The 14,892-nt window shown below is 35.2% G+C and carries 12 protein-coding genes; 7 read left to right on the plus strand and 5 right to left on the minus strand.

Annotation, left to right across the window (positions count from 1 at the left end; translation table 11 throughout):
• Positions 1-109: 109 nt before the first annotated feature.
• Positions 110-838, minus strand: a complete 729-nt coding sequence (locus B5V89_RS01390; protein ID WP_108070168.1) for a WecB/TagA/CpsF family glycosyltransferase — start codon at positions 836-838, stop codon at positions 110-112.
• 267 nt (positions 839-1,105) lie between these two features.
• Here B5V89_RS01390 and secA2 point away from each other — a divergent pair, with 267 nt between their 5' ends.
• Both secA2 and B5V89_RS01400 read left to right on the plus strand, forming a co-directional pair.
• Positions 1,106-3,457 carry an accessory Sec system translocase SecA2 gene (gene secA2, locus B5V89_RS01395; protein ID WP_108070170.1) on the plus strand — a complete coding sequence of 784 codons (2,352 nt, stop codon included), beginning with the start codon at positions 1,106-1,108 and terminating at the stop codon, positions 3,455-3,457.
• A gap of 25 nt (positions 3,458-3,482) precedes the next feature.
• Positions 3,483-3,971 (plus strand): SLAP domain-containing protein, encoded by a 489-nt coding sequence (locus B5V89_RS01400; protein WP_108070172.1) that lies wholly within the window; start codon positions 3,483-3,485, stop codon positions 3,969-3,971.
• Position 3,972: 1 nt separating this feature from the next.
• Here B5V89_RS01400 and B5V89_RS01405 read toward each other — a convergent pair whose 3' ends face one another.
• The 4 genes from B5V89_RS01405 to B5V89_RS01420 all read right to left on the minus strand — a co-directional run bounded on the left by B5V89_RS01405 (position 3,973) and on the right by B5V89_RS01420 (position 11,297).
• Complete coding sequence (locus B5V89_RS01405) at positions 3,973-5,868, minus strand: S8 family serine peptidase (RefSeq protein ID WP_108070174.1); 1,896 nt, start codon at positions 5,866-5,868, stop codon at positions 3,973-3,975.
• A gap of 154 nt (positions 5,869-6,022) precedes the next feature.
• Entirely contained in the window at positions 6,023-8,137 is a 2,115-nt protein-coding gene (locus tag B5V89_RS01410; RefSeq protein ID WP_181294585.1) for a S8 family serine peptidase, read from the minus strand.
• A gap of 185 nt (positions 8,138-8,322) precedes the next feature.
• Positions 8,323-9,468, minus strand: coding sequence for a metallophosphoesterase (locus B5V89_RS01415; protein WP_108070178.1), 1,146 nt, complete (start codon positions 9,466-9,468; stop codon positions 8,323-8,325).
• 116 nt (positions 9,469-9,584) lie between these two features.
• On the minus strand, positions 9,585-11,297 hold the full coding sequence (locus tag B5V89_RS01420; protein WP_107920025.1) for a transglycosylase SLT domain-containing protein: 1,713 nt from the start codon (positions 11,295-11,297) through the stop codon (positions 9,585-9,587).
• Positions 11,298-11,517: 220 nt separating this feature from the next.
• On the opposite strand from B5V89_RS01420, the gene B5V89_RS19990 reads away from it, so the two are divergent.
• From B5V89_RS19990 to B5V89_RS01440, 5 genes are all read left to right on the plus strand, one after another.
• On the plus strand, positions 11,518-11,691 hold the full coding sequence (locus tag B5V89_RS19990) for a hypothetical protein (protein WP_160331423.1): 174 nt from the start codon (positions 11,518-11,520) through the stop codon (positions 11,689-11,691).
• Positions 11,692-11,814: 123 nt separating this feature from the next.
• On the plus strand, positions 11,815-11,934 hold the full coding sequence (locus tag B5V89_RS01425) for a YjcZ family sporulation protein (RefSeq protein WP_066229026.1): 120 nt from the start codon (positions 11,815-11,817) through the stop codon (positions 11,932-11,934).
• 84 nt (positions 11,935-12,018) lie between these two features.
• A complete protein-coding gene (locus tag B5V89_RS01430) occupies positions 12,019-12,726 on the plus strand; it encodes a response regulator transcription factor (protein WP_108070180.1) in 708 nt (235 codons plus the stop codon).
• A gap of 1 nt (position 12,727) precedes the next feature.
• Positions 12,728-13,831, plus strand: a complete 1,104-nt coding sequence (locus B5V89_RS01435; protein ID WP_108070182.1) for a sensor histidine kinase — start codon at positions 12,728-12,730, stop codon at positions 13,829-13,831.
• Between the two features lie 117 nt (positions 13,832-13,948).
• Positions 13,949-14,884, plus strand: coding sequence for an ABC transporter ATP-binding protein (locus B5V89_RS01440; protein WP_108070184.1), 936 nt, complete (start codon positions 13,949-13,951; stop codon positions 14,882-14,884).
• Positions 14,885-14,892: the final 8 nt, after the last annotated feature.

Raw genomic sequence — 14,892 nt, forward strand, 5'->3', positions numbered from 1 at the left:
AGTCCTATGATAAAGAGGTAGAAAAAATAACAAGACCGAACAATCTAATAAGATTTCCCTAATTTCTTATTGTATTCACGTTATACTCGTTTATTGCTAATAAATGCATCTATCTTTTGTTCGTTTTTTGCAGTAGTACTTTGAATACAAATCGAGGGATAGCCAGCATTCGTTTCCACCTTGTTGGCTGTTGAATGAGACGATAAAGCCACTCGATGTTTAACTTTTGCCAAATTTCCGGAGCACGCGGGACTACACCGGCGATTCCATCGAAACTTCCTCCTACCCCCATAAAAATCCCTTTGTCAAACTTGGCAATGTTTTGATAAATCCATTGTTCTTGCCGAGGTGCTCCTAGTGCAACGAAAATAAGATCGGGTTTCAACTCTCGGATTTCTTCAGCAATTTGCGGATTGTCCAAATCAAAAAAGCCATTATGATAGCCCGCAATTTCCATTTTGGGGAAGTCATTACTTACATTATGTATGCATTGTTCTAACACTTCTTGTTTGGCACCTAAAAAGTAAACACGATATTGATTTTCATTTGCGAGCGACAGTAAATCTTTCATCGTATCGAAACCGGGAACTCTTTCAGGTAACGGTTTGTTTAGCCACCCGGCAGCTTTAACAATCCCAATTCCATCCGGAGTAATAAAATCAGCCGTTTGTAAATATTCCATGAATACTTTATTTTCATTTGCCATCATCACAATTTCCGGATTAGCTGTGACGACAAATGTCTTATTTTGTTGTTTAATTCTTTGATGGAGGATATCGATAAATTCATTTCTCGTGGAATGAATAAATGGAACACCTAATATTTCAACATGATTCATAATCATTCTCCTAACAAAATCTTAACAAAGGCTTCTAAACAAGATTACAACTTTTTTCTTAATATTTGCTTAAGGTTCATTTCTTAAACTTTATTGCATGTGTTCTTTTTGTTTTTTTCCTTAATAATCTTACCTACTAAAATACCAAAATTCATAGTAAGAAACTAGCTTAATATTTTCTTCCAACTAATTCTATCTCATTCCATTTATATTCTCTTATCTTAATATGATATTATTATGCTACAAGTCTGCAAGGAGAGTTAAACAATGATCACCTTACTAAGTAAGACTCAAGAACGCAAAATAAAAAAATATCAAAAATTCGTTACCGAGATCAATCGGTTAGAAATAGAATTTGAACAACTTTCTGATCAAGAATTGAAGCAAAAAACAACTTACTTCAAAGAGTTATTAAGCAATGGTAAAACAATTGAAGACATTAAAGTGGAGGCTTTCGCAACAGTCCGTGAAGCTTCGAAAAGAACGCTAGGAATGCGTCATTTTGATGTCCAGTTAATCGGTGGGCTTGCTCTATTGGAAGGAAATATTTCTGAAATGCCAACAGGTGAAGGAAAATCACTTGTTGCTTCTTTGCCAAGTTATTTAAGGGCACTTGAAGGAAAAGGTGTACATGTCATTACTGTGAATGAATATCTTGCCATGAGAGATAAAGAACAAATTGGCCAAATTCATGAATTTCTAGGACTAACGGTCGGTATTAACTTGACAGAGATGTCACCTGATGAAAAACAAGAGGCCTATCAGGCAGATATAACATATGGGATCGGAACTGAATTTGGCTTCGATTATTTACGCGACCATATGATATTAGATGAAGAATTAAAGGTACAAAGACCTTATCACTTCGCTATTATCGATGAAGTGGATAGCATTTTAATTGATGAAGCGAAAACACCATTAATTATTGCAAATAAAGCTTCCTTATACTCAAAATTATTTTCCGTTTGCTCTAAAGTAGTAAGACGAATGGAAATCGATGTAGATTATACGATAGACCTTGAAACGAGAACGGCGTTTTTTTCGGAGGAAGGCATTAATAAAATAGAAAAAGCCTTTTCCATCAATAATTTATACGACTTAAAACATCAAGTTTTATACCATTACATGATTCAATCGTTATATGCTGAAGTCATCTTTAAAAAAGATGTGGATTACATCGTTCATGAGGGGAAAATTGAACTCATTGACTCATTCACTGGACGTGTAATGGAAGGCAGAAGTTTAAGTGACGGGCTTCACCAAGCTATTGAAGCAAAAGAAGGATTGGAACTGACAGAAGAAAATAAGATGCAGGCAACGATTACGATTCAAAATTATTTTAGAATGTATCCGATCTTGTCAGGGATGACTGGAACAGCCAAATTAAAGGAAAAGGAATTCCAGCAAGTGTACGGCATGGATGTTATTCAAATCCCTACGAATAAGCCGAAGCAAAGAATTGATTTGGAAGACCTTATTTTTGCCACAATCCCGCAAAAATATGAAGCATTAACAAAAGAAGTATTGAAGCGTCATGCGACGGGTCAACCTATATTAATCGGAACAACCTCCATCGAACAATCCGAGATGGTTGCCGAGTATTTAGAACAAGCGAATCTACCTTATAATTTATTAAATGCGAAAAGTGTGGAACAAGAGGTCGATTTAATCTCTAAAGCTGGACAAAAAAATCAAATTACTATTGCAACAAATATGGCAGGTAGAGGAACTGACATCGTTTTAGGTCCGGGCGTTGCGGAACTTGGCGGGCTATGTGTATTGGGGACCGAACGACATGAAAGCAGGCGTGTAGATGACCAGCTAAAAGGTCGTGCCGGAAGACAAGGTGATCCGGGTGTTAGCCAATTTTTCATCTCGATCGAAGATGTCATTACTGAGCGATTTGCAGCAGAACAGTTAAAAAAAATGAAGAAGTCATTAAAAACTAATTCTGACGGCTTAATTTTGAATCGAAAAATTCATGAAATAGTTAATCGAGCACAACGATTATGTGAAGGAAGCAATTATTCAGCACGCGAATACACATTAAAACTGGATGATGTTGTTAATGAACAGCGAAACATTATATATAAAAATCGGGATATGATTTTAGAATCGACGGATGTTTTTGACTTTATCATAAAAACTTATCGAAGTTTAGCTGAATATTATAAACAAAAATACACTAGTAATGATGGTTTGACTAACGAAAAGATAGAAGAGCTGATGCATAAGGCACAATTAATTTCGATAAAAGAATTTGATACAGCTGAAATAATCGAACCTAATGAATTTATTAACGTTTTTTTACTTCATTTAGAAGAATCGATTGAAAAACTTAAAGAAATTTATCAAAGTGAACCAAACTTTTTGCTAGATGTTAAATACGATATTCTTCACGCGATGGACATGTATTGGACGCAGCATTTAGAATCGATGACAAGATTAAAAGAAGGAATAGGCTTAAGAGGCTATAGCCAAGAGGATCCTATACAAATTTATCAAAAAGAGAGTTTAAAAATATTTACACAGACTTTCTATCTGATTGAAGAGGAAATTTGCACCATTGTAAGTGATCATGTTAAAACATTCCTATTGTTAGGAGAAGTGAATGAATAAGTCATAAGGGATAGGAGGATCTTTCATGCTATTTTCTAAAAATAAGCAGCTTAGAAGTGAGAGGGCATTTGTACTTGAAGAAAAAGAACGCGATTTTAACGAGGATGAACTCGTTGATACTGAACTCTCGATTTTACCTAACTGGACAGATTCCATTGAACAGGAGTATGTGCTTCGCTTTCTAAATAATGAAAACGAACCAATGAAACAAAATAAAATTTCTTTGTCCGGGATTGAAATAAATGAGGATGAGGATGGGGGAATCATTGTTACAGCATTTGTCCGAAGCAGTTTAAAAAAAGCAGTAACATTGGAGTCTTTACCAATTATTTTAATTGGTCCTGAAGGGGAACGTTTGGCAAGCAAGGTGTTTGATTTAAGTGAACTTGGTGAAATTCCGCCAAGAACGAGCCGTCCTTGGCATTTCTATTTTTCACCTTTTGACATTTATTCATCATCCATTCCGAAGAATGGTTGGAGGCTAGCGTTTGAAATACAAAAGAATAATAGATGATTTATTTTGCTTTTTTTACAATAATCTTCGTTGCTTTACTTTTATTCCCTGCCGCATCTGTCGCAGTTAAATAAAGCTTTGTTCCTGCTTTTTGAGCTTTAAGTGATAGTGAAAAAGTTGATTTAGACGTCACTTTGCCTTTGGCGATAATTTTTGAACCATTTTTCAAGATAAGATTAGCTCCTTTTTCCGCTTTTCCCGTTAACTTTCTATCTTTACTGTTAAACGAGTTGACCTTCGGCGGTGCAGGTGGTGTGACGTCTACCTTTTTTACGATAAAGTGATAAGGTTTTGTTGACCAATGATTATTTCCTTCTAAAATTTCAAAATAATATGTGCCAGGTGTAACTTTAAAGATAAAGCTTTCCTTTCCGCCTAGCTTACCTTTATTATGCATCTCTTCTTTCGTGACTTTCCCTTTCGAATATTTATCGACCCAAACAACGCCATCCATATTCGTTACACCACTTAGTTCCGCTTTTAAAGTCATATTTTTAGTTACTTTCAGCTTGTACCAGTCACTGTCCAACGGAAGATCATATTTATTAGTGTATGATTTATTTAAGGCGATCGTTTTCGCTTTGCCACGGTCATTACCTACATCATCTTTTAAATCCGGGAGCTTGATGGTTAATGGATTGGCTGCCTTTACCGCTCCATATCCACCGGTTGGACTCCAAATATTTGGCGACTTTGCTAAAGGTGTGGCTCCTTTTTCAAGGATATACTCAATCTTACTTGGTGTCATCTCAGGTTTAATTGATTTGATGATTGAGGCAAGGCCACTGACAATCGGTGTTGAGAAGGATGTGCCATCCTCTATATCATATTTATTTTTCAACGCTAATATTTTTATTTTCTCTCCGGGTGCAACTAAATCTAGCTGTGGTCCTACATTTGAGAAATCCGAGACTTTATTTTTGCTATTGACCGAGCCGACGCTGATGACTGTTGGATAGGCAGCGGGATACTCAACAGCTTCACCGTATTCATTCCCAGAAGCAGCTACTACCGTAATTCCATGTTGTGCGGCACTAAGGATTGCATCAAATTCTGTTTCACTACTTTCCGGACCGCCGTAACTTAGATTAATGATATCGGCATGATGTTTTATCGCATAATAAATTCCAGCAATTGAATCTGCATCCGCAATTTCTTCTCCACCAATTTTGATTGGAAGAATTTTCGCGTAGGGATTCACTCCGACGATCCCAATTTTATTATTCATTTTCGCGGCAATTGTTCCCGCAACCGCTGTCCCATGACCATTTTTGTCAGTTTGTTTTGTTGTATGACGGGGAATATCATAACCATTTACTAATTGCCCTTTTAAGTCCGGATGGGTTGTATCTACCCCTGTATCAAGAACCGCCACTGTTACTGGTTTAGAATTTGGTTTAATTAATGGCCAAATTGCTTGTACACCAATCTTGTTTAAATACCATTGATCTTTATAGAATTTATCATTTGGTTCTGGTAAGGGTGCAGCTTTTACAGTTCGTTCTTGTAAATAATTAGGTTCAACCGTATCAATTAGCGGATTCTTTTTTAACGCTTTTAATACCCCGGAATAATTTAACCATTCGGGAACTCTAATAATATATATATCTTTTGAAATAAGAATTTCATGACTTTGCAGCAATTTAATTCCGCTTATTTTGGAAAGAATTTTGTTGATTTCTTTTGTTTTAATAATGATTTGTCGATCTTTTACTTTTGAAAGATTAATAGTGGAGGATAGTTTTCTACTATTCGAGTGTCGAATATAGTTTTCTTTAATCCTTTTAATACTTATCTGCTCCTGAGTTTCCTGTGCTTTTGTATCATTCGGCAGAGCACTACATAGTAACGCTGCCATTGCTACTGATGCCACAATATTAAACATCTTATTTCCCATATTAAATCCTCCGCTTAAAAGAAAATATAACCTCTATTCTATCTTATTTTAACACGGAAATCATATGTACTGACTAACGAAAAAATATTTCCATAAAAATGAAAAATGGTGCCTGACACCAGTGTCAAGACACTGGTGTCAGGCACCGTATTCTTTATTTTTTTACGGTGATTTTTGTTGCTTTACTTTTGTTTCCTGCAGCATCGGTTGCTATTAGGTAAAGGATTGTGCCCTTTTTTTGTTTTGGTATTTTGAGTGAAAAGGTTGATTTTGATGTTGCTTTTCCTGTTGCAATCACTTTTGAACCTTTTTTAAGTGTAAGTTTTGCTCCTTTTTCGGCTTTCCCTGTTAGTTTTGTAGACTTACTGGTAATCGCATTTACCTTCGGTGGCTTTGGAGGGGTTGTATCTGCTTTTTTTACAGTAATTTTCGTTGCTTTGCTTTTGTTTCCTGCCGCATCGGTTGCTGTTAAATAAAGGACTGTTCCCGCCTTTTGCTTTGGTATTTTTAGTGAAAAGGTTGATTTTGATGTTGCTTTTCCTGTCGCAATCACTTTTGAACCTTTTTTGAGCGTAAGCTTTGCACCTTTTTCTGCTTTTCCTGTTAGTTTCGTAGATTTATTATTAATACTATTTACTTTCGGTGCCGCAGGTGGGGTTGTATCTAATTTAGTAACTTTAAAGGAATAAGATGATGTTGACCAGTGATTATTGATCTCCATTACTTGGAAGTAATAAGTACCTGCTTTCAATGTTTTCGTAAAGCTTTCTCCTTTTCCTAATCCGCCTTTATTATATAGTGTTTCCATCGTCGCTTTACCATTGGAAAACTTATCGAACCAAATAATCCCATCCATATTAGGGACACCACTTAATTCCACCTTTACTTTCGTTGTTTTCGTTACTTTTAGCTTATACCAATCACTGTCTAACGGCAGATCGTATTTATTCGTATATTTCTTATTTACAGAAATTGACTTCGCTTTACTACGGATATCACCTATATCTCCTTTGAGATTAGGTAATTCGGTTTGAAAAGTTTTGACACTATTCACGAGTCCATAACCTGCTTTTGAACTCCATATATTTGGCTTAGCTGCTAAATTTGTAGCCCCTTTTTCAAGTAAATATTCAATGCCATGTGGTGGCATATTTGGAGATACCGATTTAATGAACGACGCCAGACCACTAACTATTGGTGCAGCAAAGGATGTTCCATTAGCTTCAACATATCGATTATTTGTACCTAGTGTAATAATTTTCTCTCCTGGTGCAACAACATCAAGTAACGGTCCACTGCTTGAAAAACCTGAAACCTGATTTTTTTGATTAGTAGATCCAACGCTTAATACCGTTGGGTATGCTGCTGGGAAATTGACATATCTTCCATCATTCCCCGAAGCAGCCACAACAGTAATCCCCTTCGATGCTGCACTAAGCAATGCATCAAATTCCAATTCGCTATACGATGTTCCACCATAGCTCATATTTATAATATCAGCACCTTTAGAAATCGCGTAATAAATACCCTTAATTGAATCCGATACAGCAATCCGATCGTTGCCCACTTTTATTGGGAGAATTTTTGCATACGGATTTACCCCGATCGTTCCAATTCTATTATTTATTTTCGCAGCAATCGTACCTGCAACTGCCGTCCCATGACCAACCGAATCAGTAACATTATTTGTCTTGGTCATAACATTATATCCAGGTAATAATTGTCCTGACAAATCAGGATGTTTAATGTCCACACCGGAATCCAAAACAGCGACAACTACATGTTTCTTACTTTTTTCAATTTTTCCCCATGTCGCTGGTGCCCCAACCTTTGGTAAATGCCATTGGGCTGAAAAATACGGGTCATTAGGATTGCCGCTCACTTTTTCTTGTATGTAATTTGGTTCTGCAATCTCAATTAGTGAAGAATTTTTCAGTTTACTTAGTGTGCTTGCATAGTTTAACTTTTCTGGAACTCTTGCAATATACACATCTTTTAAGGTTAGAATATCTTGATTATCAACAAATGTTAGCCCAAAGTTCTTTGATAATATTGACTTCGAAGATTTCGTTTTAATCATAATTTGGCGATCAAAGACATTTGATAGATTAATAGTCGCTGATAATGTTCTACTATTTTTATGTGTTTGCTCATAGGATGCCTTAATTCTACCAAAGTTGTCCTCTGCATTTGCAACATTTGGTAATACACAGCTAATTACCACCGTGGCAGCAATGGCAGTAATCGTTTTTAAAAATTTTTTCCCCATCATAATCCCCCATTTCTATTTTTCCATCCAACATCTATCGTATCACCATTAAATTACAATTATGATATATTTTAATTACAAACCATGAAATTGGTAAAAAGGACTTAGCGAATATTCCTAATCTTCTATAGAATGCATAACAAAAGACTCATGATTATCATTCGAAATAGAACCAAAGTCATGAGTCACTTTTTATTACTTATCCGTCTACTATATTGAATTGCCTTTTCATGTATTTCTTTTACTATTTGTAAGATTTTTGGATCAGATTTTATTAATGGTTTTGCTTTTTTCTTCTCTACTTTGAATATAGGAACAGCTTTTGATTTTGAATGAAGGATGGCCCATTTCCCATTATTTTTTTGTAAAATTAAGTCTACAATTCCTAAATAATTTCCCCAACTGCCAGCTTCAACTGCAGAGACTCCGTTGATCGTCCCCATACTTGTATCCACCCCTGATATCCCTTTTAACTTGGATTTATCGGGGAAAACTCTATGCTGATGTCCAAATAAAATAACGTCTATTCCAGGGGCAAGGCTTAATGGGTACACCGCATTTTCGGCTTTTTCATACGGTTTTGCTTTTTCATCAAATCCCGAATGGGCAAGTGCAACAACGATGTCTGCTCCTTCCTCTTTCATTCGTGGAACAAAGGCTTCCGCAGATTTTACAATATCCATTACCCTTACTTTACCCGCTAACGCTTTTTTCTCCCATATCATGACAGATGGTGTGACAAAGCCAATGACTCCTACCTTTATCGTGTGCTTCTTTCCACTTCGATCCTTTACCTTTTTATTTAAAATGACATATGGTTTAAACATATTGATTTCATTAAAATTATACGGTTTGTGATCATTCACATACATATTTGCATTAATAAAAGGGAATTTTGCACCTGTAATCGTCCGATGTAAAAAGTCTAAACCATAATGAAAATCGTGATTACCAAATGTAGCCGCGTCATATTTAAGATAATTCATGACGTTTATCATCGGATGAATCGGTTCGGTCTTGAATCGATCAATATATGCGATATAATCTGCTAAAAGATTTCCCTGAAGCAGATCTCCATCATCGAAGAGAAGTGAATTCGGAACTTCCTTTCTCGCTTGTTTAATTAACGTTGCTGTTCGAGCTAAACCAAATTCAACTATTTTCTTATTTTTTATATAATCGTAATCAACAATGTTTCCATGTAAATCTGTTGTTTCCATTAATCGCAAATCAACGATTCCAGATAATGGTTCACTTTCGTATCCATAAACCGGAAATGAAAAGAATAAGATTATAAATATGGAAAAGAATGATATGAATTTCTTACACATCGGGCATATTCATCCCTTCAAAAGGAATTTCGTGGATTTATATGTTGTGCATTTTTCGTAAAATCATTCCTTCATAATAAAAAGCCAGGCAATAACTACCCGACTGAAAACTTTCTTCATTTTAAATTCGATGACGCCACATACCAAGTCCCTTTTGCTCCGGAAACAGATACTTTGTACCAAGTAAAGAGATTCGCTGGGCTATCATCTTCAATCGCTCCGCCGAGAATTGTTACTTTCGTGCCTTTCGGAAATGATTTGCGCGTACTCTTTGTTGTTGGTTTTGTCCGAAAGTTTGCACTGGCCGAGATTGTTACACGATCATTCTTTTTATAAAATTGCGTGCTTTTTGTTTTTAGTTTTGTCTTGATTGGTGTTGTTTTCAATTTGACTGGATTACCAGTAAAAATAACATCTTGTTTTTTTACAATTTCCGGGTTCATTAGTGTACGGTTTTTCATATTTTCATATACCTTTAACTGATACGGTTTGGTTACTTTATTTGGATCATTTTTCGTTGATAATCCATTATAGGCCATTATCGCAAAATACCAATTTTCTAAAAGGTTCTTTTCCCCATTATTGATTTTAGGCATAACTGGAGATGATAAGAAGGCGTAGGTCCACTTTTTTGCTAAAATTTCTACCCCCGCTTGAATATTGTAAGATAGATCATATTTTACTCGATTCCAATCATAGCTTTTATCCGAATCTGACATAGGTGTCACTTGCATGATTCCATACCCATTATCATGACTTTTGAACACTTCTCCATTTGGTAAAAACTGTGTAAGATTGCCGTTTTCCGTGACCGCAATTGATTTAACTACTTCCGGTGGAATCCCTTTAGCAATCGCCGACTTCGTTAGCATTCCTTTTAATTCTTTTATGCTCACCTTTTGTCGATTCATGATGCCTGCGAATCTTTTTTGTAAGCGTGCCTTATCTGTTTTAGAACTGATCGATGTTATATTTTTCTTTAATTGGTTGTATAAACCGGGAACTTTCGCATTTGATTTTCCTTTAGAAATATACGAATCCAGTCGTTCAAAGTTCATTTCCAAATTTACATATTCGGCAAATTTTCCTGTTTTCAATTTACTCGGAATGGTTGAATTTATTTTTTTTACTTCCTTCATCAGTTGCTGTTTCATTTTTTGCTGAGGAATAGAGTCAATATTCAATAGAATTTTATAGTATGGTACAGCAAGTTTATTAGATGAAGTGTTGGATTTCATAAGTTTACTTGTTTCATCAATTGCTTTCTTTACGATAATTGCGTAATTAAGATCCTTTTTAATCTTTTCTGCCGGTGTTTTATACAGTTTTTTTACCGTATCACGCGTTTTTTTATCATATACGGCATCAAATGTTGATGCGTATTTGTTAAGATCCTTTGATAGATTCGAATAAGCCACTAGCGTTTTAGAATTGATGACACCCATTTTTATATCTTTATCTAACTTTGCTTTTTTTGAAGCAATTTTCTTCCCGTTTGAAACAGCATTGATGTACTTTTTCCCTCGAGATATTTGCGTATTTACTGTTTTTAATTTGGAAAGATTGGCTTTCTTCTTTTTTCCTGACTGTTTATTTACCGCTGATTTAGCACTTTTATATTTTTTTACCGCTGCATTGTACTCCTTGGTCGGGATATTTTTCCCTGTTGCCTTTTTCCCAACCGTTGTCATATTATCTAGGGTTTTTCCAGCTTTCACCGCAGAGTTAACAAGTGCATCCGCTTTATCTGCAGCGAATGTATTTGTATGACCAAATCCAGAAATAGCTAAGATTACTATTGCCGCTATAAATAATCGATAAAATTTCAATTATCCACACCCCTAATTTGTATTACAATCTATTATACTATTATTCTTTCCGAAAAACGAAGATTGATAATCTACTCTTTTTATAGGAAATTCGACAAAAATCCTATTTTATTTCCAAGGAAATACATTCATCCAACATCTTTTTCGCTAGTTTTCTTCTGGAAAACTATTCAATATTTTAGTAAAATTAGAGTAAAAACAATTATGCTAGGAGGATTCTATGGTTCAGGTTGTTTTTATGGATAATGAAGAAACATTGCAGGTACCAAACTATAAAGAAACCATTACCGATCTATTGAATACAGGTAGCGCGGCCATCTTTCCTAACTTATATGAATATCAAAAATTAACGCTGGATTTAACTCAGTTAACCGTTTATCTGCAAAAACAGTAAAAGATTAATAAGAACTAGTGTATTCGCCAAATTCCTCTAAATTTCAACCACTAAACTGTTGTCCATTTCAAAAACCACCCCCCTTACATAAAGTAAATTATCCTTGCATAGGGGGGTGTTATAATGGGTTACGGCTATGGTGGATACGGCTATGCCGGTGGCGGCTACGGCGGCGGTTCAACATTTGTTTTAATTGTTGTCTTGTTCATCCTTTTAATCATTGTCGGTGCTTCTTATTACTAATAAGATCGACGAAAGGAAGCGTTTTTTACAACGCTTCTTTTTTTTAGTGTCTTACATTTTTTTAGTATTTTTTCATTACAAATTATGCATATAATAAGGCTATATAAAACGCAAAAATATTTGCCGTGCATTGAAGGAAGTGACCCTTATTTGACAAAAATTAAAGTAATTATTGCAGACGATAATTCATTTATCCGTGAAGGTTTAAAAATAATTTTAAATACGTATGACGAATTTGAAGTTGTTGACACCGTCAATGATGGACAAGAAGCGGTCGATTATTGTAAAAAACATAAAGTGGACATCGCATTATTAGATGTGCGAATGCCAAATATGAACGGTGTTGAAGCAACAAAAATTCTTACTGAACAAACGAGGACGAGACCGATCATTTTGACGACATTCGACGATGACGAATACATATTAGATGCGGTAAAAAATGGAGCAAAAGGTTATTTATTGAAAAATAATGACCCGGAACGAATTCGTGATGCGATCAAAACAGTATTTAACGGAAATAGCATTATGCAAGATGTCGTTTTGGAAAAAATTAAATCCAACTTATTAGAAAAGAAGGAATCAGGGACAAAAATTGATGCAAAGTTATTTACAGAAAGAGAACGAGACATTATGTCTTTAATTGCAAAAGGCTATTCGAATAAAGAAATCTCAAAGCAATTATTTATTTCGGAAGGAACGGTTGCCAACTATATCACCTCGATACTAGGGAAAACCGGCCTTGAGCATCGGACACAAATCGCCATTTATTATATTACAGGAAAAGTAGATTAATATGGAGATTTGGATCATCCTCAATAAGGTTGCATTGATTGTCTTTATAGCCGTCAATTGCATTCGAGCCGATTCCGAGAACATTTCGTGGGTTGTTTTGGCCTCCCTTATTTATTTTTGCATCAATATTACATTATATATTTTTAAACATGATGGCATCAAAAAATCGCTACTTTTATTATCCATTATTTTAACGATTTGGTCCTATATTTTCGTCTATTCGTTATTTATTATTCTTTTACCATTGTCAGTCATTGAACTAATTTCTCGTTTTACTAATAGCAAATTTATTATTTTACTGCTCACATTTATTCCAATCATATACATACAGTTTGATACGCAGCCAATTTATGGATTAGTCGCAGTATCAAGCTTCATGGTCTACATCATCGCTACTAGACATCTTTTTCTAATGAACAAAAACGAAGTCCAAATGGACCAAATGAGAAAGAATATTCAAAAGCTGACCAAGCATTTGAATGAAAATAAAGAATATATAAGACAATCGGAGTACACCGTTAAATTAGAAGAAAGAAATCGAATTTCTCAAGAAATTCATGATAAAATCGGCCATTCGATGACAGGTGCATTAATCCAAATGGAAGCAGCCAAACGGTTAATGGAACTTGATAAAGAGAAAGCTGAGGAATTGCTGCAGAATGCAATCAATATTTCAAAAGAAGGCATTGAAAATATCCGAATGACATTAAAAAATATGAAGCCTCCTACTGAACAAGTTGGAATACATCGAATGAAGCTTTTCATCGATGAATTTTCAGCAAAACATGATTTAAACACGACACTAACCCATAATGGGAATTTGGATACGATATCCCCTATCCAATGGAAAATTATTCATGAGAATGTGACGGAGGCTTTAACAAATACGATGAAGTACTCGGATGCCTCCCATGTATCCGTTGATATTAAAGTGCTCAACAAGCTAATCAGAGTTGAAGTGAAGGATAACGGAAAAGGGGCAGAGAAAATTAAAAAAGGGCTTGGTATTATTGGCATGGAAGAACGGACAGCCGCAATCAATGGAAAAATTATCGTTGACAGCACCCACGGTTTTTCCGTAACTACATTGCTGCCTATCCAATAATGAAATTCTCATATGAAAAATATGAATATCTTCATGTGAAAAGAATGAACGATTCCACTTATATCGCTTCATTCTTTTTTTTATACTTACGATATACAAAACATTAGGGGTGAGAAGATGAATGTTTTAGAAATAAAAAACTTAACAAAAAAATTTGGCGATTTTATCGCAGTAGATAATATGTCCCTTTCGATTTCAGAAGGAGAAATTTTTGGATTTCTTGGTGCAAACGGTGCTGGAAAAAGCACGACAATTAATATGGTTGCAGGTCTACTTCGGAGTAATGAAGGAACCATTAATATTCTCGGGAAAAACATCGCGAAAAACAGTCGATTTGCCAAAATGAATATCGGCATGGTTCCTCAGGATTTAGCGATTTATGAAGATTTGACGGCATATGAAAACGTGAAATTTTTTGCCGGCTTATACGGCTTACGTGGTGATGAACTAAAGGATCGAGTGGAGGAAGCACTTGAATTTGTTGGGTTACATGATAAACATAAAAGCTATCCGAAAAATTTCTCTGGCGGTATGAAACGGCGCTTAAATATAGCCTGTGCCATCGCCCATCGACCTAAATTGATCATTATGGATGAACCTACAGTTGGGATTGATCCCCACTCCCGTAATTATATTTTGACATCGGTTCGGAAGTTAAATGAAATGGGTTGTACGATTATTTACACAAGTCACTATATGGAGGAAGTAGAGGAAATTTGCTCACGCATCGCCATTATTGATCACGGTAAAATTATTGCCGAAGGAACGAAGGAACAATTGAAATCAATTATTACGAATACGAAAGATATATGGATTGAAGTGAAGTCTACCGAAAATATAATGATTGATCGCATTAAAGAAATTAATGGTGTCGAGGCTGTTCAACTTGATGAAAATCTTATTAAAATCAATTCCGATACAGGCGTGAATAACTTAAACAAAATTATTGAGCACTTTATTACTAACCATATCGAAATTCGCTCCTTACAAGAAAAAGCACCAAATTTAGAAACGGTATTTTTAACATTAACAGGTAGAAATTTAAGGGACTAATAAGGAGG

Origin of the sequence: Heyndrickxia sporothermodurans (assembly GCF_003055045.1) — a bacterium.
Lineage (GTDB): Bacteria > Bacillota > Bacilli > Bacillales > Bacillaceae_C > Heyndrickxia > Heyndrickxia sporothermodurans.

Excerpts from the sequence above, each read along its gene's own strand:
- B5V89_RS01390 (WP_108070168.1), bottom strand. The coding sequence starts at position 838 with ATGAATCATGTTGAAATATTAGGTGTTCCATTTATTCATTCCACGAGA.
- secA2 (WP_108070170.1), top strand. The coding sequence starts at position 1,106 with ATGATCACCTTACTAAGTAAGACTCAAGAACGCAAAATAAAAAAATAT.
- B5V89_RS01400 (WP_108070172.1), top strand. The coding sequence starts at position 3,483 with ATGCTATTTTCTAAAAATAAGCAGCTTAGAAGTGAGAGGGCATTTGTA.
- B5V89_RS01405 (WP_108070174.1), bottom strand. The coding sequence starts at position 5,868 with ATGGGAAATAAGATGTTTAATATTGTGGCATCAGTAGCAATGGCAGCG.
- B5V89_RS01410 (WP_181294585.1), bottom strand. The coding sequence starts at position 8,137 with ATGGGGAAAAAATTTTTAAAAACGATTACTGCCATTGCTGCCACGGTG.
- B5V89_RS01415 (WP_108070178.1), bottom strand. The coding sequence starts at position 9,468 with ATGTGTAAGAAATTCATATCATTCTTTTCCATATTTATAATCTTATTC.
- B5V89_RS19990 (WP_160331423.1), top strand. The coding sequence starts at position 11,518 with ATGGTTCAGGTTGTTTTTATGGATAATGAAGAAACATTGCAGGTACCA.
- B5V89_RS01425 (WP_066229026.1), top strand. The coding sequence starts at position 11,815 with ATGGGTTACGGCTATGGTGGATACGGCTATGCCGGTGGCGGCTACGGC.
- B5V89_RS01430 (WP_108070180.1), top strand. The coding sequence starts at position 12,019 with ATGCATATAATAAGGCTATATAAAACGCAAAAATATTTGCCGTGCATT.
- B5V89_RS01435 (WP_108070182.1), top strand. The coding sequence starts at position 12,728 with ATGGAGATTTGGATCATCCTCAATAAGGTTGCATTGATTGTCTTTATA.
- B5V89_RS01440 (WP_108070184.1), top strand. The coding sequence starts at position 13,949 with ATGAATGTTTTAGAAATAAAAAACTTAACAAAAAAATTTGGCGATTTT.